Genomic DNA, 22,991 nt, shown 5'->3' on the forward strand with positions numbered 1-22,991 from the left:
CGTTGTGCGCAGAGTCCCCCATCGATGTTCGATGGGTGCTCCGCTATGCGCGCATGCTCTCTATATCGTATCTGAAGACTACTGAAGGCGTGGTTAAGGTGAGTGCACAGTCGGTTGCAATCGTGGGGATGGCGTGTCGATTCCCGGGGGCGCAGACGGTCTCTGATTTCTGGGCGAATATCCGGGGAGGGGTTGATTCCATATCCGAAGTTCCGGCCGATCGCTGGAACGCGACATCGTTCTTCTCCTCGAGGGGCGTTCGCGGCAGGTCGAGGACGAAGTGGGGCGGCTTCATCTCGGACGTGACCTCGTTCGATGCCGAGTTCTTCGGGATATCGCCGCGGGAGGCGGAGACTCTTGACCCTCAGCAGCGTCTCCTGCTTGAAGTGGCCTATGAGGCGCTCGAGGACGCATCGCTCACCGAGGATATCCTCGGGGGGCTCCGGGTCGGTGTGTTCGTGGGCGGATTTACCCTCGAGTACATGATGATGCAGCTCGGGGGATCAGAGTACTCCGGCGTCACTCCCCATACGGCCACGGGGTCGATGATGACCCTCCTGGCGAACCGCTTGTCCTACGTCTACAACTTCCGTGGGCCAAGTGTGACCGTCGATACCGCGTGCTCCTCGAGCCTCACCGCGACGCATATGGCCGTCACCTCCCTCGAGCGGGGGGAGTGCGATATTGCTGTCGTTGGTGGCGTGAACGCCATCATGAGCCCGGCCTACATGGTGGCTGAGTCGCGGGCTGGAATGTTGTCGCCGACCGGCACCTCTCATCCGTTCGATGGCAGCGCTAACGGATATGTCCGCGGGGAGGGAGCGGGCGTCGTGGTGCTGATGCCCGGTGACGGAGTGGACCCTGGGCGGCAGTCGTGTTACGCGACGATTGTGGCGAGCGGCGTCAACCAAGATGGTGCCAGTGAGGGGATCACCGTACCTAATGGTGACGCCCAGAGTGACTTGACCAGGCTCACTCTCGCCCGGGCCGGCCTGTCCTCGAACGAGATTGCCTTCGTTGAGGCGCACGGCACCGGCACTCCTGTTGGTGATCCGATTGAGGCGAACTCTCTGGGACGGGTCCTCGGTGAGGGGCGGAAGTCCCCGTGCTACATTGGATCCGTCAAGGCCAACATCGGCCATCTCGAGGCGGCCGCCGGTGTTGCCGGGCTCATCAAAGCGGTGCTGGAGCTGCACCACGGTGAGATCGTTCCGCAATTGCACGTCAACCAGGTGAACTCCGCCATCGATCTCGAGGCACTAAATCTCGCCATCCCGACGGGCGTCGTTCCGTTGGGGCCTCACGACCGCTACGCGCTTGTCAATTCCTTCGGATTTGGTGGCGCGAACGCCCAGGTTATCCTACGTCGCAGTGATGAGGAGTCGGGTGAGCGCGGCGTTGAGGGAGGCGGGGCGGTACTGCTCGCACTGTCGGCGCGTTCACCTGAGGCGCTCGAGGCTCGGGCCCACCAGATCGCCGATTATATTGAGGAATCGGGTCGATCGGTTCATGAGGTTGCCGCCCAGCTCGTGGTGGCACGGGACCACCATCCTATGAGGTGCTCGGTCAGTGCGAGTAGCGCTGAGCGGGTTGTTGAGCTTCTACGAACGGTCGGGGCGGATGACGCGATCCGGTCCGATCCGTCTTCTCGTTTGGCATTCGTGTACTCCGGGATGGGGCCTCAGTGGAACGGGATGGGGGCGGAGCTGTATGCCTCGGAGGAGGTCTTCAGGAGGACGATTGAGACAATTGCCTCATATGCCTCCGAGAGTCTTCCCTGGCGGTTGACCGATGCGTTCACCGGAGGGCTTGACGAGAGGATGATGGCCCAGACCATCTACGCGCAACCTGCGGGATTCGCCCTTCAGGTGGGATTGACGGCGCTCCTGGCGTCATGGGGTATCAAGCCGGCAGTTGTGTGCGGTCACAGCGCCGGTGAGCCGGCGGCGGCGTACGCCGCGGGTGCGCTTTCCCTGCAGGAGGCCACACTCGTCAGCGTCACACGAAGCGTGACTCAGCAGACGGCGGCCGGGCAGGGACGACTGCTCGCAGTGGGCTGTTCGCACGAGCGAGCGCGGGAGCTGATGGCCGCGTGGCGGCAGGACCATGATCTGGAGACGGCCGCCGTCAACAGCCCGGCCTCCTGTGCGCTGGTGGGTCCCGAGGACCAGCTGCGCGATCTCGGAGCGCACCTGGACCGGGCCGAGGTCTTCAATCGCATGGTTCCCGGCGAGGTCCCCTACCACTCCAGCCGGATGGAGCCGCTCGAGGCGGAGATCCGGTTGAGGCTGAAGGACCTGAGCCCACGTCTGACGAGGATACCAATGGTCTCGACGGTGACGGGCGCGGTCGTCGACGGGTCCGAGCTGGATGCGGGGTACTGGTACGCCAACGTCAGGCGGACCGTGCAGTTCAACGAGGCGGTTGGCACTCTGGTGGATCTGGGTGCCGATGTGTTCCTAGAGGTGACGCCGCATCCGGCGCTGACCCGGTCGCTCATCGAGAGTACCGAGGATCGGAAGAAGGACTGCAGGGACCGTACGGTGGCGACTCTGCGCCGGGGCGAGTCCGACATAGAGTACCTTCTTAGTGCGGTCGGGCGGCTGTACTGCTGCGGTGTGCGGGTGAGCTGGCAGGAGATGTATCGTGGGGCCTCCGTCGCGGGACGGCTGCCATGTTACCCCTGGCGGCGGCAGGCCTACTGGCAGGAGTCCGAGGCCTCGGCCCGGCGGGTCGCTTCCAGGCCCCATCCATTCATCGCGCATGGCGACGACGGCGGGACGCAGGTGTGGGATGTCGATCTCTTCACCGATGATCTGGCGTGGTTGGACGACCATCGGATCGAGGATGAGGTCGTCTTCCCGGCGGCGGGCTACGTCGAGCTCGCGATGTGGGCAGCCGAACGCGTCTATGGACGGTTGTCCAGGCTCACGTTCCATGATGTGAGCTTCGAGCGCGCGCTCTATCTGGATCCGGAGGCTCCTGCGCCGGTACGGCTGCGTTTCGATCGTGACTCGGGCCGCTTCAGCGTGAGCAGCAGGCGGCAGAACGACTGGCAGCAGCACGCCACTGGGCGGGTGGTCCTGTCCTCTCCTGCGACCTCGGCCTACGTGGATGCTCCGCCCATCGACGATGCGGAGACGTTGGACTCAGCGTCGGCGTATGAGGAGCTCCTCGACCTGGGACTCAACTATGGCCGGTCGTTCAGGGCGCTGACGACGGTGCGCAGGGGTGAGGGCAGGGCGACCGGGTACGCCGCGCTGCCTGGTGATCTGGTCGACGGTCTTCGCGCTTTCTGCTGCCACCCGGTGCTCATCGACATCGCGTTCCAGACGCTTGCTCTGGCCAGTCATACGGTTGCCACCGATCGGACGTTCATGCCCGTAGCAGTCTCCCAGGGCGGTCTTGCACATGAGCTGCCCGCGGAGGTGATCGTGCACGCGACGGTCTCGGAGGGGACCGATGAGGAGGAGATTCGTGGGGACGTCGTCCTGACCGACCAGGAGGGACGCGTGCTCATGCAGATCTCCGGGTGCCGGGCGCGAGACGTCAGTGCTTCCGGTGCGCCCCATCCTGTGGAGTACGTCGGTGTGGAGTGGAAGGAGGTCGAGCCCGAGGGCGGTGACCCGGGTTCTGAGCCCGACGGGTTCGCCGTGATGGGATCATCTGTGCTGGCGGTGGAGATCGAGTCCGAGCTGCGATCGCGTGGCAAGCGGGTGGTGCGAGTCGCCGATCCCCACGCCGCCGGTTGGTCGTCGGGCGACGGCATGAGCGATGCCGTCGGGGCTGTGATCGATCTGCGCGCACTGGATGGCAGCCCCTTGTGCGCACCCGCCCGGGCCGCCGAGCTCGGTGTGGGCAGCCTGCACCTGTTCCAGGCGCAGGCGAACGGCAGCGGCACTCGCATGCCGAGGATATGGACCATCACGCGTTTGGCACAGAGCGTTGCCGAAGCCCGTATCGACCCCACCGGTGCGGTGCTCTGGGGCCTTGGACGGGCGGTGGGGCAATTCGAGATGCCCGGGCTGCACGGGGGCATCATCGATGTCGACGACACGGCGGGCAACGCGGTGCGCGTGGTCGAAGAGGTGCTCGGTGGGCGCGGAGAGGATCAGGTCGCGTTGAGGCGAGGCCGGCGATGGGTGCCGAGAATGGTGCCGACCGTGTTGCGACCGGTGGTGCTGCCACCGCTTCGTGAGGATGCCGCCTATCTGATCTCCGGCGGACTCGGGGCGCTTGGACTCGTCACGGCACGATGGTTGGTCGAGCATGGAGCGCGTCACCTCGTCCTCGTCGGGAGATCGGTGCTTCCCGACCGAGATCAGTGGGCGATCCTTGATGACCAGCGGATGAGGACGGTCATGGACCTGGAGCGGGCCGGCGTTGATGTGGAGCTGGTCGGCTGCGATGTTGCCGACGGATGCGCCGTCGAGAATCTGCTGCGTGAGCGAAGGGATGCGGGAAGACCGGAGATCAAGGGTGTGATTCACGCCGCTGGAACGTCCGTACCCCGGCTCGTCGTCGACATGACCGAAGCGGATTTTAGGGAGATCCTGCGTCCCAAGGTGGACGGGGCGTGGAACCTCGACCGCGCTTTCAAGACGGGCCTCGACTTCTTCGTCATGTATTCGTCGGTGGCCTCGCTCATCGTGTCTCCAGGTCAAGCTAACTATGCCGCAGGAAACGCCTTCATGGACTCCCTCGCCTATGCGCGCCGCAGCAGGGGGGAGCATGGTCTATCCATGAACTGGGGACCGTGGGGTGATGTCGGCATGGCGACTCAACTCGACCTCATGGAGTTCTTCGATCGCCGGGGTCTGCACCCGAACACCAGTGTTCAGGGAACCGAAGCGCTTGAATGCGCTCTCGCTAACGACCTGGTTCAAGTGGCGCCTATCGCCCCTGATTGGAAGCGAACGATTAGCACCTACCCCGGTGGCAGTGCCCCTGCAATGCTTCGGCACTATGAGGCAGCCGACTCTCAAGCGGAGCAGATCGGCGGGGAGTCAATGCGCGAGGCCATCGCCGCGGCCCCGCCCCACGAGCGGGAGCAACGGATCCGCGAGGGTGTTGCCGATCTTGTCGCGAACGTGCTGCGCTATGATCGTGATCGAATGAGGTACGATGCGCCGCTTACCTCCTTGGGGATGGACTCCATGCTCGGGATCGAGATCAAGGCCCGGATCGAGACCGCCCTCGGGGTTGACGTGTCGATCGTGAGCCTGCTCAAGGGGATGACTCTCAATGGTCTGACGGAGAGCGTCGCCACCAAGATGGATCTGTGGTCCGACGAGACGATCGATCCTGAGGTCGAGGCACTGCTCGCAGAAACGGCAGATGGTGATCCTGGGATGATGAAGGGTGTCGATGATGAGTGACCACGTGAATGACCTTCGGGAACGTCTTGAGCGACTGACCCCTCAACAGAGGGAGAGCTTCCTGTCTCGCTATGAGAAGCGCGAGCTGGATCGAATTCGAAAGGAGCGGGTCGCGCCCGATGAGGCCGTGCATCTGTCGCCGGCGCAGCTGAGGCTGTGGTATCTCAGTCGTGCGAATGACGGCGATCCGAGCTACAACATTCCCGGATTCTTCTCCGTTGACGGCGATCTCTCGGTGCAGGAGTTCCGGGCTGCAGTGGAGCAGGTGATGCTGCGGCACGATGTCCTCCGGGGGGCCGTCGTGGGCGACCCTCCGCTCCTCAAGGTCGTTCCCGAGGTGCCGGCTCCTGTTGAGCGGGTGGAGATCCCTCGGGATGCTCGCGATGTCGAGGAGTGGGCGGCTGGTTGCGCCAAGGAGTTCGTGCGGAGACCCTTCAGCATTTCGCGGCCGCCTTTGTTCAGGATTCTGCTGATCTGCGTTGAGGGCACGCCGAGGTATGTGGTCTGCTCCTTCCACCATCTGGTTTTCGATGGCTGGTCGCTCAAGGTCTTCATGGGTGAGCTCCTCACGATTCTGGGTGGTGGCGACCCGGCTCCGCCGACGTGGGGCTACCGAGACCATGTGGTCTTCGAGGGGCGTCGTCGCCGCTTGTTGGAGCGAATGTGCGAGCTCAGTGGCTCAGTGAATCCGGATCGGCGCGACGAGGATTTCTGGAAGGATTACCTCAGTGGTATTCCTCAAAGTCTCGGGCTCCCGGGTGCGAGGCCGGCGACCGGCCCGTCGAATGCAGGTGGTCTCCATATCGTTCGTATGGATGAGGCCGTCTGGGCGCGTCTGCAGAAGATCGGTCGCGATGAGGATGTCACGCCGTTCTCGGTCGCACTCGGACTGTTCTCCGCGGTACTGGCCAGGTCGTGCGGCGAGAGCGACATCGTCGTCGGTACGCCCGTGAGCGGGCGCCAGGACCCGTTGACGCACGGTCTTATCGGGACGTTCGTCAACACGGTTCCCGTTCGCGTGACGGTCGACGCGTCTGCCAGTACGCGCAGCCTCGTGCGTGAGGTGTCCCGGTCCAGCACAGAGGCGCTGTCGTACGACCACGTGCCGTTCGAGCGGATCGTCGATATCGTCAATCCGCTGCGTTCATCGGGTACTCATCCCATCTTCAGGGTGCTGTTCACCTTCCAGCCGGCCTTGACAAGGTTGAGTGGCGGCGGTGTGTCATTCGAGTATCGAGATCTCGACTTCGGGACCTCGAAGTTCGACCTCTCGCTCGATATCGTTGATGAGGGCTCGACGATCCGTCTGGTGTTCGAGTACCGCTCCGATGTGCTGTCCCGCGATGCCGTGGCCGAGATCGCGCGAACCATGCTGGTAATGGCCGAGGAGATGGCGCGACGCCCTGAAGACACGGTGGGCAGCCTGAGCCTGCTCAGCGAGGAGCGCCGTACGGAGCTGCTGCGGGTGTGCCGAGGACCGCGGTGCCGGCCGAGGGCGACGACGCTCCTCGAGGCCTTCGAGGATGGCGCTGCACGTTTTCCACAGCGTGAGGCTGTCAGGGACGTGAGGTCCGTCCTGACCTACGAGCAGCTTGACAAGGCCAGCACCGACATTGCACTGAGGCTGGCCTCGGTTGCGGACCCCGGCGAGGTCGTCGCGATCGTCCTACCGCGGTCGAGCGGGCTCCTGGCCGCGCTTCTGGGAGCGTGGAAGGCGGGAGCGACGCCGCTCGTTGTCGATCCGTCCGCGCCCTTGTCGCGGATCCAGGCGATGGTGAATGACTGCCAGGCGGTTGTCGTGACGGAGCGGGGGCAGCTTGCAGAGGTCACGGGCATCCGGGACAAGAATGGGGCGGGGCCGTGGATCCTATCCGAGTTGCCCCGTGGAGAGATCCGTGATGACGTCTTCGTGGAGGATCCCCAGGCGTATCTCGTCTACACGAGCGGATCAACGGGACGGCCAAAGGGCATCCTCGTGTCGCAGAAGTCCTATGTGCACGTCATGGAGGCCTGGCGCCAGCGTTTCAGCCTCGATGGTCCCTGCGTCGCTCAGATCGCGTCGAGTGCCTTCGATGTCTTCTACGGCGACGTCGCGCGGGCTCTTGGCACGGGAGGTCGGCTGGTGATAGTCTCGTCGGAAATCGCGGCGAACCCCGACTTGCTAGCAGACCTACTGGCGGAGAGTGGGCCCGATTTCGTTGAGTTCGTTCCCAGCGTCTTCCGGCGTCTGGCTGCGTATCTGCGTCAGAGCGGTCGTCGTCTTCATGTTCCGCATGTGGTCGTGGCCTCGGAGAAATGGACGATGGGTGAGGCCAGGCAGTGGGAAGCGGACGTACTGGGAGCGGGCTCCCAGCTCGATAACACCTATGGACTTGCTGAGACGACGATCGACTCAACGGGCTGGGTGGTGCGTACTGACGACCCCGTGCCGGATGAGGCGCCCGTTCCTATCGGATCCCCGCTGCCGGGTGCGGCTATCTATGTGGTTGACGAGCAGGACCAGTTGCTCCCTCGTTTTGTCATCGGCGAGGTGCTCATCGGGGGCGAGTGCATTGACAATCGGTACGTTGGTGGGGCTGAGGACCTGAATGTTCGGTATGCCAGCGTCGTCGTGGGGAGCGATGGGCGCGCTGAGCGGGTGTTCCGTACGGGCGATTACGCATACTGGGACTGGCGGTGGAGGCTTGTGCTCGTCGGTCGTCGCGACGGGCAGGTGAAGATACGAGGGGTCCGTATCGAGCTGAGTGAGGTCGACAATGCGGTGCGCCGACTTGCCGGAGTATCGGACTGCGCCAGCGTCGTGCGGGAGGATGAGTCGGGTACCCAACTGGTGACCTGGGTAGTCTCCGACGCGAGTGACATCGACACGCAGATGTGGCGATCCGCTCTGTTGAACGACCTGCCGACGGCGATGGTGCCTCAAATTGTCCTGACGGACTCCCTCCCCTTCCTCGCGAGTGGGAAAATTGATCGTGAGCAACTCGTGCGACGGCACGCGCCTGACGCCATTAGCGGCAGAGTGGCGCCGAGGGACGACGTGGAGCGCAAGTTGTGCGATCTCTTCTGCGAGGTGCTTGAGTGCGGCCGGGTAGGAGTCGAGGACGACTTCTTCGCACTCGGGGGCCACTCCCTGACCGCTCTCGATCTGGTGGGGCGGATCAAACGCGGCTTCAACGTGGACATGAGAATCTCCGATCTCTTCGACTGCCCTACGGTCGAGGGGCTGGCGCATCGGATCGCTCAGCGGTCGCAGGCGGGATCCGGATCCGAGGACTACCCGATCGTGGAACCGGATCCGCGTCACCGCTATGACGGTTTTCCGCTGACCGACGTGCAGCAGGCCTACTGGCTCGGGCGAAACGATGCTTTCGAGTTCAGTGGCGTGTCGACCCATAGTTATGATGAGTTTCATGGCAGGGGGCTGGACCCGCGTAGGTTTGCTGATGCGCTCAATGAGGTGATTGCGCGGCATGACATGATGCGGTGCGTGATCGTTGACCATGGGGAGCAGCGTGTTCTTCCCGAGGTCCCGCGCTACGACCCGTGGGTGTATGACCTGCGGAACGCGGACAATGAGGAGGTCGAGGCTCATCTTGCGGCGGTGCGCGAAGAACTGTCTCATCAACGACTGGATGTGACGTCCTGGCCCAACTTTGATATCCGGGTGTCGGCCCTCCCTGGTGACCTGCTTGTTCTCCATTTCAGTACTGATGCGCTACTACTGGATGCGAAAAGTTTCGTTCTCATCGCCGTTGAGTTGAGCCGCATACATGATGGGCTTGCGGTGGATCCCGTTTCGGACTTCCGGTTCCGTGACTATGTGCTGGCGGAGATCGAGAGCCGAGGCGGCGATAGGTATCGACGCTCGGAGGCCTTCTGGAAGTCGATGATTCCGAAGCTGCCGGCCGCTCCCGACCTGCCGATGCGGGGACGCCCAGATGATGTGGTTGCTCCTCGGTTCACGCGCCTCCATGCGCGTGTTGAGAAGGACCGGTGGGACGAGCTGAAGGGTAGGTGCGGAGTTTCCGGTCTGACGCCGAGCAGTCTGTGCCTCGCTGCCTACGCCATGGTGCTCGCCAGGTACAGCCGCTCCCCGGAGTTCTGCATTAACATGACCTTCCTGAGCAGGAAGCCGTTCCATGAAGATGTCGAGCAGATCGTCGGCGAGTTCACCTCGGTGACTCTACTCCCGATTGCTGTCGATCTGCGTGAGGGCTTCTTGTCCAATGCGGTGCGCATCCAGCGTCGACTCTGGGAGGTCCTGGAGTTCAACGACATGACCGGGGTGAGAGTTCAGAGGGAGTACGCTCGCTATCACGGCACGCCGGCCTCGGCGCACTTCCCGGTTGTGTTTACCTCGACGCTGGGTGGGATGCCCATGCCCGACGAGAGCTTCCCGATGCGTCATCAGCCCGAGTACGGGGTCACCCAGACGTCTCAGGTCTGGCTCGACTGTGGCATCTGGGAGGACGACAGGGGCGACCTGCGCTGCAACTGGGACATCGTGCGGGAGGTGTATCCCGAGGGGATGCTCGATGCCATGTTCCATGAGTGGGTTGCTCTGATCGACTCCCTCGCCGTGTGCCCGGCGGCCTGGGAGGAGCCCGCTCCGGTGGTCGTCCCCAAGGAGCTGGCGAGCGAAGGGGCTCCTCGGGGGACGCTGCTCGATGGATTCCTGCAGTCTGTGGCGAGGCGTCCCGATGCGGCGGCGGTGGTGACGTCGGACGGTTCGATGAGCTATGGCGAGCTCGCTGCGGTGGCAGGTGGTGTCGCACTGAGGCTGCGCGAGCTGGCGGTGGAACGCGGCGAGCTGGTCGCAGTGCTCATGGAACCCGGCTGGGAGCAGGTCGCCGCTGTCCTCGGGATCGTGGGACGGGCCGCTTACGTTCCGGTCGGCCCTGCTATGCCGGATGAGCGGCTCGCGCGCGTGCTCACTCAGGCCGGTGTCAGGGTGGTGCTCACCCAGCAGCAGTTCCGTGCGCGGGTGGAGGCGCTGCTCGATGTCACCGCGGTGGTCGTCGACGAGGGTCTGGTGCGCGCTGATGGATCTGCTGCGCTCCACGAGAGCACCGCCAGGCCCGACGACCTCGCCTACGTTATTTTCACATCGGGCTCGACAGGGACCCCGAAAGGGGTGATGATCAGTCATCGCGCCGCTCTCAATACGATTGATGACGTCAATGAACGGTTCGGTGTCACCGAGGATGATTCTGTGCTGGCCATATCGGAACTGAGTTTCGATCTGTCGGTTTACGACATCTTCGGGATGATGTGCGCCGGTGGGGCTGTCGTGGTTCCTGATCGTACTGAACGTTTGGATCCTATTTGCCTCGTTGAGATGGTGAGAGACAATGGTGTCACGGTCTGGAATTCTGTTCCGGCATTGTTCCAGCTCTATCTAAGTGCGCTCGACGAGGGCGCTGAACCGCCGTTACGCCTGGCGCTTCTCAGTGGTGACTGGATTCCGTTGGGTCTGCCCGCTCGTGCTGCACTCGTAGCGCCGGGTGTGCGGCTGCACAGCCTGGGGGGCGCTACTGAGGCCTCTATCTGGTCCATCACCTACGCGATCGATAGCGTGGATCCCGAGTGGGTAAGTATCCCTTATGGTGTCGGGATGCGGTATCAGGACGTCGTTGTGCTCGATCGTCGTTTGTCGGAGTGCCGAGACTGGGTTGTGGGTGATCTCTTCATCCGAGGCGCTGGGTTGGCGCTGGGGTACTGGGATGATCCCGATCAGACGGCGGCGGCCTTCATCTCTCATCCGGTGACGGGTGAGAGGATGTACCGCACAGGCGATCTTGGGAGGCGGCGGCCCGATGGTGTCATCGAGTTTCTCGGTCGCTCTGATTTTCAGCTCAAGATCGGTGGGTACCGAGTTGAGGCGGGAGAGGTTGAGAAGGCGGTGTGCGCTCATCCCGCTGTCCATGAGGCGGCTGTGGTCGCTGTCGGCAGTGGCCTCGGCGATAAGCGGCTCGCCTGTGCGTGGACCCGGGTTCGGGGATCTCAGGGTGCGAGTGATGCGGAGCTGGCCGCGGTTGTCAGTGGCAAACTCCAGGAGTACATGGTCCCATCTATGTTCTCCGAGGTCGACGAGATGCCCCTGTCGTCCAACGGTAAGATCGACCGTGCGCGCGTGGCGGCGGTCTTCGAGCACTCCCGGGTGCCCGATGCGGTCTATGTCGCACCGCGGACGGATGACGAGGCGCGGATGGTGGAGCTGTGGGCGTCGGTCCTGAAGGCGGCGCCCAGGATCGGCATGCACGATGACTTCTTCGAACTTGGGGGGAGTTCCGTGGACGCGATCGAGCTTGTGACCCGTGTCCGTCGTCGGTGGGGCCTGTCGATCAAGCTCGCCGATCTATATGAGGCGAGTACTCCGGCGCAGCTCCTCCTCCGTCTACGGGCGGCCGATGCGGGGTGCTCGGACGGTGGTGCGGGCGTGTCATGACCGAGTCCATTTGGTACGAGTCGAGTGCCGGCATGGGGCCGCTGGCCCCGGACCTCGTTTTGTTCCCGCCCGCCGGATCGGGTCCTAGTATCTTCCGGAGCTTCTCGGCGGAGGATCTGGGGTGCAGGATTCATGTAGCGTCGTTTCCCGGGCGCGGTAGGCGTTTCTCCGAGCCTCCCGTGACCGCGTGGGAGGAGCTGGTCGAGGCGCTCGTGGATGGCTTGTCCGCGGTCGCTGGCGGCGCGGTCGCGCTATTCGGTCACTCGATGGGAGCGGTGGTGGCCTTTGAGGTGGCAAGGAGGATGCCGGTTCAGCCATTGGCCCTCTTCGTTGCCGGGGCTGGCGCTCCGACGCCCGCCGGTTCGGCGAGGCGGCGCATGTGGTCGACCTTGACCGATGCTGAGTTCATTAAGGAGCTCAGGGGTATCGGGGGCATTCCGGATGAGGTCGCGATGAATGCGGAGCTCATGGAGTTCATGATGCCCGTTCTGAGGGCGGACTTCGAGCTCGTCGACTCCTACCGTTACATCGGCGGCCCCATGCTGAGCTGCCCGATCTTCGTCCTGGGCGGGCAGGATGATCCGACGGTGCTGCCGGAGGGGCTCGCCGGTTGGGCTGCCCACTCCTCGGGGCGGACCGAGGTGTCCGTTCTCCCCGGGGGCCATTTCTTCGTCCAGTCGCACTGGCGGGATGTGGTGGGCTTGGTGAGAGGGCGCGTTCGTCAGTTGGTGGGAGTCGGTGAGGGGGCTTGAGGCCAGCGCCGTCGTACTGCAGCCGTCCAGCAGGGGTGAGCAGGTCGGGAAGGGGCCGGGCGCGCCCCGACACGCTCAGCGGGTGATGGGGCCGGGATCACGGTTCCGGGGCGGGGCGGGCCACGCCGCGTTCGATCAGATCCAGGACCACCTCCATGTCAATGCGATTGACCCATTCGGTTGTGCAGTCCTCCGTGTGGTGCTGCTGGACCTCGATGGACAGTGCTCCGTGCAGGGTTGACCACACGGCGTTGGCCAGGGCCGTCGCGTCGCCGTCCACGAAGGCCCCAACAACCTGTCCACGCTCGATGATCCGCACGAGCTGGGCGAATGCGGAGTGGGCGGCGGGGCCGGGCGCGGTTCCCAGCATGAGCTCGTAGGCTCGCGGCCTGCTCACGAGCACGTCGTGGGTGAGTGCGCAGGCGCGACGCAGGTGCTGGCGGGGCTCGGACGCGTTGAGCGCCTGAAGCAAGCGCGTGAGCTCACGGAAGTGCTGCTCCGCCAGGGCGGCGAGCAGTCCCTGCTTGTCGCCGAAGTGGTTGTAGACGGTCATGGTCGCGGTGCCCGCCTGTGAGGCCACGGCGCGGATCGTCACGCCTGTTAGCCCCCTGCTCTCCAGCAGCTGGTCGGCCGCGTCGAGGATGAGCCGTCGTACGTCTCCTGAAGGCGTGCGGCGGCGCCGTTCGATCGGAACTCTGTCGGTCTGGTGGCTGACCGTTGGTTGCTGAGGGCTGAGGCGCTGCATCACCTAACCACCATACTCATCCTGTCAGCTGATGCCGCGGCAGTGGTCGATGCCGCTCGGCTGTACGCGCTCCGTACGAGTGCCCATCGATCGGCGGATGCCCCCAGGAGCGAGCGGTCGATGTCGCCCGGCGGCCGTCGTGGAACCGGGCGGCGCCGGTGCTTTTGGCTGAGCCGCTGGTGGAGGCCGTGGCCGAGGCGCTGCGGGAGCGGGGGATCGAGGTGGCCACGGGCCGCTTTGGCGCCCACATGCGCATCGACATGGAGGCAGACGGTCTGGTCACGATCCTCGTCGAGGCCTGAGGGGGTTGCGCTGTCGGCCGTGGAGGCCGCACCGTACGATCTCGGAGGCTGCGCGTTGATCTCCTTGCCGGAAGCGATGAGGGCACCTTTAGGCCCGAGTGATGACGCGGTCGTGCCCGTGCCTGGTGCCTGGTCCTCGCAAGGTTCGGGGCGTCAGGAACGTCCGGTTTGGACGTCAGGAGCATACGGTTTCGCCGTCAGGAACGTCCTGTCTCGGCGTCGGGGCATGCTCCACGACCTGCTGCACGGCCCGACCCGCTGTGCCCAGGCTTGAGTCATTCCCGCTCAACCCTGCTCACGCCCACTGCGAACAGGGGCATCGACGCCGCCCCTACACCGTTAGCCTTATCAGCGCGTGCCCCGCGTTCCCCTCCGGTACACATCCCGGATCCGGGTGACGCGATCACCGACCGCACGTGCCGAGGAGCTATCAGCGATGTTCGAACGCTTTACCGACCGCGCCCGCCGCGTCGTCGTCCTGGCCCAGGACGAGGCCCGCGCGCTCAACCACAACTACATCGGCACCGAACACCTCCTTCTGGGCCTCATCCACGAAGGCGAGGGGGTCGCCGCCAAGGCGCTGGAGTCGATGGACATCTCCCTGGACTCCGCGCGCGCCGAGGTAACCGAGATCATCGGCGAGGGCCAGTCGGCCCCCTCCGGCCACATTCCCTTCACGCCGCGCGCCAAGAAGGTGCTTGAGCTGTCCCTGCGCGAGGCGCTGCAGCTGGGCCACAACTACATCGGTACCGAGCACATCCTGCTCGGCCTACTGCGCGAGGGCGAGGGTGTGGCCGCCCAGGTGCTGACCAAGCTCGGCGCTGATCTGTCCACCGTGCGCCAGACCGTCATGCAGATGCTCTCCGGATACGAGGGCAAGGAGACCGTCACCGCTGGAGGTTCCAACAAGGAGGGCACGCCGTCGGGCTCGGCCATCCTGGACCAGTTCGGCCGCAACCTCACCGCCGCAGCGCGTGAGGGCAAACTCGACCCGGTCATCGGCCGCCACAAGGAGATGGAGCGCGTTATGCAGATCCTCTCCCGGCGCACCAAGAACAACCCGGTCCTGATCGGCGAGCCCGGCGTCGGCAAGACCGCCGTCGTGGAGGGCCTCAGCCAGGCGATCGTGCACGGGGACGTGCCCGAGACCCTGCGCGACAAACAATTGTACTCCCTGGACATGGGCTCGCTCGTGGCCGGCTCGCGCTACCGCGGTGACTTCGAGGAACGGCTCAAGAAGGTCCTCAAGGAGGTGCGCACTCGGGGCGACATTGTCCTGTTCATTGACGAGATCCACACCCTCGTCGGGGCGGGCGCCGCGGAGGGCGCCGTCGACGCCGCCAGTATCCTCAAGCCGATGCTGGCCCGCGGCGAATTGCAGACTATCGGTGCCACCACCCTGGAGGAGTACCGCAAGATCGAGAAGGACGCCGCCCTGGAACGGCGCTTCCAGCCGGTGACGGTGGAGCAGCCCTCCATTGAGGAGACCATCGACATCCTGGGTGGACTGCGTGACCGCTACGAGGCCTTCCACCACGTGGTGATCACCGACGAGGCGATCGAGGCGGCCGCCAAACTGGCGGACCGTTACATCAACGACCGCTTCCTGCCGGACAAGGCCATCGACCTGATCGATGAGGCCGGCGCCCGCCTGCGCATCCGCCGCATGACGGCCCCGCCGGAGCTGCGGGAGATCGACGAGCGTATTGCCGCGGTCAAGAAGGAGAAGGAATCGGCCATCGACGATCAGGACTTCGAGCGGGCCGCCTCTCTACGCGACGATGAGCGCCGCCTGGGAGAAGAGCGCGTCGCCAAGGAGAAGGCCTGGAAGTCCGGTGACCTGGACCAGGTGGCCGAGGTGGATGAGAACCTGGTGGCCGAGGTGCTGGCCATGTCCACCGGCATCCCGGTGTTCAAACTGACCGAGACCGAATCCGCCAAGCTGCTCGGCATGGAGGATGAGCTGCACAAGCGGATCGTCGGCCAGGACAAGGCCATCCAGGCCCTGTCCAAGTCCATCCGCCGCACCCGTGCGGGCCTGAAGGACCCCAAGCGTCCCGGCGGCTCGTTCATCTTTGCCGGTCCCACCGGCGTGGGTAAGACCGAGCTGGCCAAGGCCCTGGCGGAGTTCCTCTTTGACGATGAGGACGCCCTCATCCAGCTAGACATGTCCGAGTTCGCGGAGAAGCACACGGTTTCCCGGCTGTTCGGGGCGCCCCCCGGCTACGTCGGCTACGACGAGGGCGGCCAGCTCACCGAGAAGGTGCGGCGGCGTCCCTTCAGTGTGGTGCTGTTCGACGAGGTGGAGAAGGCTCACCCGGACATCTTCAACTCGCTGCTGCAGATCCTGGAGGACGGCCACCTCACCGACGCCCAGGGCCGCGTGGTCGACTTCAAGAACACCGTCATCATCATGACCACCAACCTCGGCTCCAAGGACATCGGCAAGTCCGTGGCCACGGGCTTCCAGTCCACCGAGGGCGGCACCATGGACTACGAGGAGATGAAGGCCCACGTCAACCGGGAGCTCAAGCAGCAGTTCAGGCCCGAGTTCCTCAACCGTGTGGACGACCTGATCGTCTTCCCGCAGCTGACCAAGGCGGAGGTCCGCCAGATCGTGGACCTGATGATTGCGCGCCTGTCTGCGCGGCTGGCCGAGCAGGAGATGAGCATCGAGCTGACCGACAGCGCCAAGGAGCTGCTCGCCGAGCGCGGCTTCGACCCGGTGCTTGGAGCCCGCCCGTTGCGTCGCGCCATCCAGCGTGACATTGAGGACGCCCTGAGCGAGAAGATCCTCTTCGGGGAGCTCGAACGGGGCCAGAAGGTCCTGGTCGACGCCGAGGGCGAGGGCATCCTGGGCGAGTTCACCTTCCGGGGCATGCCCCGGAAGGATGCCGAGGACGCCGTGCGGGAGGCCGAGGAGATCGCCTCGGCAGCCGTCGGCCCCACCCAGTGATCCTGGCGCCGCCGAGTTCGGATGAAGCAACCACCGAGTTCGGCTGCTAGGGCGGGTGCTGCCAGACGGCCCAAACCGAGGGACCGAGTCCAAGTCGCGGGGCGGTGACGGGGGCGTGGAGCCCTACGGCCGCCCTATGACACTCCCGGTGACACTTACGCCTCAAGCATCACCTTCACCGTGCCGTCTTCGTACCGGTCGCCCTGCGCACCCGCGGATCGATCCCGGGTCGGTTTCCGGGTCGGGGTCGCCCTCCATACCCGCGGATCGATCCCCTTGACTACTTCTTCGGATGGGATCTCCCGGATCGAGGCAGCCCCAGGTCGGCCGCCGAGCAGATGGGTGACTGCGCGGAGGCGGCCCTGGATTGGGTCGGGGCGGGTGCGGGTAAGCCGACGCCGGGCGAGCCGTCCCGGTTCATCCGGCAGCTGCCCCGCCGTGCGGCGTCGGCACGGGATTGAACGCGGGTTGACCTGACCCGGGCCAGCATTGTCTGAACTGTGACACACACGGCCCACGCCCTTGACTGCAAGTGCCGGATCGGATAGCCGCTAGTTCGGTTATTGTTACTGCTGTGATCGGCAGAATTCGCCGGTTTGTCGCCGCGTCGCTCTGGGGATGCCGGGTCTTTCGCTCCGCGACGGCGCATTGTGGAGGGTGGGACGGCTAAGCCGGACGTGCTTGTGTCTGGGTGGTAACGCCCTGCTTTTCGGCTTTCCGGCGGCCGTATCTGTGCGGGTCAACGGGCCGTCCTGGTCTGTTAGTTGCGACTCTGTGGCGAGGGGTGGGTCACTAAAGGCACATTGGTACGCGGTAACGCCAGTGCAATGCACGCGATAACGCTATGCTCTCGTCGGAGCTCAAACCCGTGGTGTTAGCGGCGTCTGTTACCATCGCGTGGCCGTGGAGCCTCCAGCCCTGCTGGGCGCAGCATGGGTTTGGTAAGTATTTGTGCCAGAAGGGGCGCCGTACATGAACGTAACCACTCTCGCCCGCCGACGATCGCAGGGGCCGCCCTCGGTGCTCCCGCGCATCTTCGGCGGGCCGCAGGAGCCCGGTTCTGCGGGAAGGACCCGCTGGGCCATTGAGGCGCTACTGCTGTCAATGTCTCCCGCGATCCTCCTGAGCACCGCCTACCCCCTCGCCATGTCGCGGATGACGGGGCATGCTGTCGGTGGGGTGCCGGTGTCGTTGCTGATCGTCTCGGTTGCGGTGGCGGTGCCCTGGCTCAGTCAGATCACCTGCAACCCCGCGTACCGCCTGCTGGGGGAGGCTGTGCAGGAGGGGGCGGACGCGGTTGCGACGCGCTTCGCCCACTATTGGCCGATCATGCTCGGAGCCAGTGTGGCGCCGGTCATGATCGTATCGGCGCTGGTGGCCATGACCACCGGCTGGGGCGCAGGGACCATGGCCGCCCACTTCGTGCTCACCATGGAGAACATGGTGTTCGTCGAGTCATTGATCGTCGCCGATGTCACCCGCCGTCGCCGCTACTGGGCCCTGGGGTGGACCGCCTACGCCGCGGCCGTGCTGATAGCCCCCGCCATGTGGTACCTGCCGCCGTTACTGGGGACCCTGGTTCAGGCGGCGCCCCTGGGCCGGGCCCTGCGTGGCGTGCTGCGGCCCTGGCCGGTGCGGCTGGGCCCCTACTTGCGGGACATGGTCCGCGGACTGGTGCTGGGCGGCGTACTTTGGGCCGACAAGCTCCTGCTGTTCCTCACCCTCGGCGGCGATTGGGATATTCCGCTGGCATACCTGTGCCTCCAGCCCGCCGTGCTCGCCTACTCCTTCTACTTCGCCGTGACCTCACCCCGCGTGAATGCGGCGGTGCGGCGCTTCCACGCCGACCTGACCGAGGTTCCCATCAGCGACATCCACGTGCGCGGGCAGCGCCTGCGCCGTCTGTTGGCGCAGGTCATGACTGACACTGTCCTGGTGGCCGTGGTCGCCGGCTTCTTCGCACTGGTGATCGGGCTGATCTTCGTGCCCGGCAAGATCCTCGCCGTCGCCGTAGTGGTCCTCGGCTCCATACTCACCGCCCTGCTCACGCTGCTCGCCTACGAGATTGACCACGCCGGACAGCGGATGCTGCCCATGCTCCTTTCCGGCGTGCACCTGCTGGGGGCGATCGCCGCCTTCACGATGGTCGGCGGACTCCTCCCCTCCTTCGCCGTCATAGCGCTGCTCGACGTCGTCCTCCTCATCCTGGCGGCGGCCGCCTACCGGCGTGCCTGGGCAGCGCCCGAATACTCATTCTTCTGGCGAAAGGCACTGGCTTGGTAACCATCGACTCGCGTGTATCCGGGATGCGTGCCGCGCTCGCCGGCCTGCCCGCCCGCCTAGCCTTCCCCCGGACGAGCCGTCCGGGGCCGCGGCCCTCCGAGACCGGAGACAGCCATTCACGTCCCCTGCCCGACGGCGTGCCGGTCGACGACCGCTATGAGGACGTCGACGTCGCCATTGTCATGGAGTCGACCTACCCCTACCTAAAGGGAGGGGTTTCCGCCGTCGTGCATCACATCATCGGCGGCAACCCGGACCTGACCTTCGGCATCATCCACATCACCTGGGACTCCGACTCACCGCGCACCGACCTGTACGGCATGCCGGGCAACGTCCGGTGGGTACGAGTGGTCTACCTGTCCATGCAGGAGCACCCCGAGTTCATGGCAGCGCGCCCGGAGGACCTGCACATGGGTGCGGGCGAGCGCAAGGCTTTGGCGGTCCGGCTGATCCGTGCGCTGCACTCGCTGGGCAATGGCGACACCGCCCCGATGTGGTCGCTGATCGACGACGGCTTCGCGGCGTCGACGCGGCGCTTCCCGCTGTGGGCGCTGCTGGGCACGCGCGAGTTCCTGGACACCTACCGGGAGGCGATGCCGACCCTGGGCATGTCCGTGGCCGAGTTGTTCTGGTGTCTGCGCGAGTTCTTCTCCCTGGCCTATGCGGTACTGAACGAGACGATGCCGCGGGCCCGGGTCTACCACGCGCACACCACCGGATACGCCTCCCTGCTCGCAGCCAATGCCGCCCGGGAACACGGCTCGGCCTTCCTTCTCACAGAGCACAATCTGTACGTGCGCGACACCATTAACATGCTTCTGGATCGGCGCATGGACAAGCCGGTGACGCTGGACGCTTACCGTACCTTCGACATCTCCGGCCGTAATCGGATGTGGGTCGCCTGGTGGGTTGAGCTGGGGCGTTTGTGCTACCCGAAGGCATACGCAATTACCTACCTGTACCCGGATGCGGTGACGGAGGCTCTGGCATTGGGGACCGATTCGTCCAAGGCCAGGCTTATCCCTAATGGGATCATCACTCAGGAGTTCGACGACGTCTATCGGCTCCGGTTGCAGCACAACAGGGAACTGCGCAAGGAGGGGACGCACGCACACATGTGGCGTCTGGTGTACATTGCGCGCGTCGTCCCCATCAAGGGACTGCTCGATCTGCTGGACGCCATACGGATCCTCAAGGACCGCGGCGCGAATGTCCGCTTGGACGTGTGCGGACCTACCGAGCACATGCCCGAGTACTACGAGCGCTGCGTAGCACGCATTGCCGAACTCGGCCTGGAGGACGCAGTCACCATCCGGGGGACGGTTCAGGTCCGTGAGCATCTGAGCGAATGGGATTTGTTCCTTCTGCCCTCCTATAACGAGGGGCTGCCGATCGTCTCCCTGGAGACGATGGCCGCGGGCATCCCCACCGTCAGCACCGATGTGGGGGCGGTGCGATCCGTCGTGGAGGATGGGATAGTCGACGGCGAGGGGCGCGAATGGGGTCCCTCCGGATTCGTCATCGTTCCGGGGAAACCGCGCCTCATGGCGGACCGGGTTCAGAAGTTCATTGATGACATTGAGCTGTACGAGCGGATGAGTCGGGCCGCTCGCGGGCGTGCCGAGGCCGCCTACAACCTGGTCACCGTCAATAGTGCCTACCGCGAGCTGTACTTCGAAGGAGGCGTGCCGGACCGGGAGAGCCAGGCCTACGCCCTGGCGGAGCCGGTCCGCTCCGCCTGGCCGGAGGTGCGTCCCGGGGGCGCGAGCCAGTGACCGGCGTCGGCGCCTGGATCCGCTACGGCGAACCGCTTCGCGACGGCGAAGTGGAGTGGGCCGCGCGCCACTACCGCACCGCGGTCCTTCAACCGTGGGAGACCGCGGCCGCCGCCCGTCTGAAGGACGCCCGGCCGGATATGACCGTGCTGGCATACCGCTGCCTGTCCTCGGTGCGAGTCTTCGAGCCGCCTGAACGCCGCGCCTCCGGCGTCGGCTGGCCCGAGGCTCGCGAGCGCGGCTGGATTGCCCTGCGCGGGGGTGAGCCGGTGGAGTGGTCCTCCTACCGGGGGCATTTGCAGACTCGCGTGTGGGATCCGGACTATCGCGCGGCCTGGACGCAGCGGGTGGTCGCCTGCCTGGAGGGCACCGCCTTCGACGGAATCATGGCGGATAACGATGTTTTCGAGGACTATTACGGCATTGACCTGCCCGCCATTGCCGCCGCCGATCCGCTGGCCCCGGCCGATGCCGCCGGCATGCGCACGGTGTTGGGCGCCCTGGTCGAGGAGGCGGGGCGTGCCCTGTCCGACGGCGGTCGTCTGCTAGTTCCCAACATTGCCGAGGCCCGGCGTGAGCCCGGCCGTTGGAGGCGGCACGCCGCGTGGGGCGGGGGCTTTGACGAGTGCTGGCTGGGCTGGGGCGATGACGTCATGTTCGACGCCGCAACGGCGACGGCTCAGGCCGACCAGCTCGGTGGGCCGGGGCTGGGGCTGCTGCGCACGCCGTCGGGCGGGTGTGGGGCCGCATATGACGGCTCCCGGCGGGGGCTGTACGGCCTGGCGGTGTTCTGGATTGTCGGCGCCGGCGGTCGGCGGCTGTCCTACACGGCCACCGGTCATGACGATTACTCGCGTACGCCCTGGTTTCCGGCCATGGATGCGGACCTGGGGCGACCACTGGGGCCGGCGCGCAGGTTCGGGCGGGTGTGGCGGCGCCGTTTTGAGGGTGGCGTCGTGGCGGCCATCCCGGACGGGGAGACCGGGGGTACGGTGACCCTGCCGGCCGGTGCCGTACGGCCGGGACCGCAGGGGCGGCCCGACGGGGAGCCCCTGCCGCGTCGCCTGCGACTGGGTCCCCATGAGGGTGTCATTGCCCTGATCCCCTGACTGCCGAGTTCGGTCGATATGACTGCCGAGTTCGGTCGATATGACTGCCGAGTTCGGTCGATATGACTGCCGAGTTCGGTCGAAGTGGCGAGGGTCCGCTGATGCCGGGTGGGTCTTGTAGCGGGGTGGCAGTTCCCGCTAGGGGACTCCGCCGGTGCTGCATCGTGGGAGCCTGTTGGGTCATCTGTCTAAGTAATCACGAAGGAGACCCACGATGCCTGAGAGCAAGTCTGTCGTTTCACACTGATCGCAGAACTGCCAGGCCTCCCCGATCTGGTTCATGACGAGGTGACCCATTGGCAGCATCAGGCCGGGTTGAGGATCCTGTGAATATCGAGGATGCAGCCACGGGAAAGACCGATCCTGCGCAAACAACACACCGTTGCCGGTCCTGAGGAGCCGGCGTCCTACACCGAAGCGCTATTCATCTGTGCAACGCGTGCATGTTCCGTGGAAGGCCAGCGTGTGGGATCATCTCTTGTATTCGATGGGTGTAACCGCCTTGCGCCATATAGACCGGTCTCGGTGGTTATGTGGGCTCTTCCGGTTTGAGGGTGTTGGCGGTGTTGGGTGTGGGCGCGGCTGGCTGCTGGCCTCGTACTTGGACCGCGTTACTGCGGCTGGACCGTCTGAGAGTGCGTTTCAGGTGGTCCATCCGCAGCCAGACGGTCCAACGGCAGCCAGACGGTCCAACGGCAGGCAGGTGGTCCGGGTGCGGGGGTGCTTTTTGTGCTGTTGCGGTTGCCTTGGACGTCGGCGCACGCGTGGTCAACGGCGCTCGCGGTCGCCCTGCTCATCGGGCAGCGGATGGATGCCGGTGTACGCGCGGTCAACGGTCAAGATGCCGTAGGCCGTGGATGTCGCCGGCATGGCCGGCAGCCGGGCCCGGCCTGGTCTGCGCGCCCGGCTGGGCTGTGGGGCCGGTTCATCGTCAAAGATGTACCAGCCGATGGGACAAGGGGGGCCGGGTCGGTGACCAGAGGCCCTGGCATGCTCAGCAGACCAGTGCGGTAGGCCGGCAGCTGGGAGCCAAAGTGTCCAGAATCGGCGTAAACACCCCGCCCCGTCCAGCAGGTGCCCTCAGATTCGTTGGAATCATGCGGATCTGGCGGGCGGCGTCGGGCGGGGGATCCTCGTTTGTGCCGAATCTGGACACTTCCCCCACCCCGCCGACCACACCAACCGAACTCGATCGTCATATCTACCGAACTCGTTGGTCATATCTACCGAACTCGATGGTTAT

8 protein-coding genes and 1 pseudogene are annotated in these 22,991 nt (G+C 65.2%); 8 read left to right on the forward strand and 1 reads right to left on the reverse strand.

Annotated elements, in window-relative coordinates; genetic code table 11:
• The first annotated feature begins 53 nt into the window (after positions 1 to 53).
• Genes CWT10_RS01900 through CWT10_RS01910 form a run of 3 tightly spaced genes read left to right on the forward strand, consistent with a single transcriptional unit; the run spans position 54 to position 12,578 of the window.
• A complete protein-coding gene (locus CWT10_RS01900; protein WP_103063714.1) occupies positions 54 to 5,378 on the forward strand; it encodes a type I polyketide synthase in 5,325 nt (1,774 codons plus the stop codon).
• Positions 5,379 to 5,382: 4 nt separating this feature from the next.
• The gene (locus CWT10_RS01905; RefSeq protein ID WP_168190749.1) at positions 5,383 to 11,826 is read left to right on the forward strand and encodes a non-ribosomal peptide synthetase; all 6,444 of its coding nucleotides are present in this window, start codon (positions 5,383 to 5,385) and stop codon (positions 11,824 to 11,826) included.
• Complete coding sequence (locus tag CWT10_RS01910) at positions 11,823 to 12,578, forward strand: thioesterase II family protein (RefSeq protein WP_103063712.1); 756 nt, start codon at positions 11,823 to 11,825, stop codon at positions 12,576 to 12,578. Before CWT10_RS01905 ends, CWT10_RS01910 begins: the two co-directional genes overlap by 4 nt.
• A gap of 97 nt (positions 12,579 to 12,675) precedes the next feature.
• On the opposite strand, the gene CWT10_RS01915 is transcribed toward CWT10_RS01910, so the two are convergent.
• Entirely contained in the window at positions 12,676 to 13,323 is a 648-nt protein-coding gene (locus CWT10_RS01915; RefSeq protein WP_103063711.1) for a TetR/AcrR family transcriptional regulator, read from the reverse strand.
• Positions 13,324 to 13,451: 128 nt separating this feature from the next.
• Here CWT10_RS01915 and CWT10_RS01920 point away from each other — a divergent pair.
• From CWT10_RS01920 to CWT10_RS01940, 5 genes and pseudogenes are all read left to right on the forward strand, one after another.
• Positions 13,452 to 13,625 (forward strand): annotated as a pseudogene (locus CWT10_RS01920) (D-aminoacyl-tRNA deacylase); the annotation flags it as partial.
• A gap of 436 nt (positions 13,626 to 14,061) precedes the next feature.
• Entirely contained in the window at positions 14,062 to 16,581 is a 2,520-nt protein-coding gene (locus CWT10_RS01925) for an ATP-dependent Clp protease ATP-binding subunit (RefSeq protein ID WP_233188244.1), read from the forward strand.
• Between the two features lie 972 nt (positions 16,582 to 17,553).
• The gene (locus CWT10_RS01930) at positions 17,554 to 18,864 is read left to right on the forward strand and encodes a beta-carotene 15,15'-monooxygenase (protein WP_128683230.1); all 1,311 of its coding nucleotides are present in this window, start codon (positions 17,554 to 17,556) and stop codon (positions 18,862 to 18,864) included.
• Positions 18,858 to 20,639, forward strand: a complete 1,782-nt coding sequence (gene pelF / locus CWT10_RS01935) for a GT4 family glycosyltransferase PelF (protein WP_233188243.1) — start codon at positions 18,858 to 18,860, stop codon at positions 20,637 to 20,639. Before CWT10_RS01930 ends, pelF begins: the two co-directional genes overlap by 7 nt.
• Positions 20,636 to 21,748, forward strand: a complete 1,113-nt coding sequence (locus tag CWT10_RS01940) for a putative glycoside hydrolase (protein WP_103063709.1) — start codon at positions 20,636 to 20,638, stop codon at positions 21,746 to 21,748. The genes pelF and CWT10_RS01940 overlap by 4 nt, the downstream gene beginning before the upstream one ends.
• Positions 21,749 to 22,991: the final 1,243 nt, after the last annotated feature.

This window comes from Actinomyces qiguomingii (genome assembly GCF_004102025.1).
Taxonomy (GTDB): Bacteria; Actinomycetota; Actinomycetes; order Actinomycetales; family Actinomycetaceae; genus Actinomyces; species Actinomyces qiguomingii.

Excerpts from the sequence above, each read along its gene's own strand:
- CWT10_RS01910 (WP_103063712.1), top strand. The coding sequence starts at position 11,823 with ATGACCGAGTCCATTTGGTACGAGTCGAGTGCCGGCATGGGGCCGCTG.
- CWT10_RS01900 (WP_103063714.1), top strand. The coding sequence starts at position 54 with ATGCTCTCTATATCGTATCTGAAGACTACTGAAGGCGTGGTTAAGGTG.
- CWT10_RS01925 (WP_233188244.1), top strand. The coding sequence starts at position 14,062 with ATGTTCGAACGCTTTACCGACCGCGCCCGCCGCGTCGTCGTCCTGGCC.
- CWT10_RS01915 (WP_103063711.1), bottom strand. The coding sequence starts at position 13,323 with ATGCAGCGCCTCAGCCCTCAGCAACCAACGGTCAGCCACCAGACCGAC.
- CWT10_RS01930 (WP_128683230.1), top strand. The coding sequence starts at position 17,554 with ATGAACGTAACCACTCTCGCCCGCCGACGATCGCAGGGGCCGCCCTCG.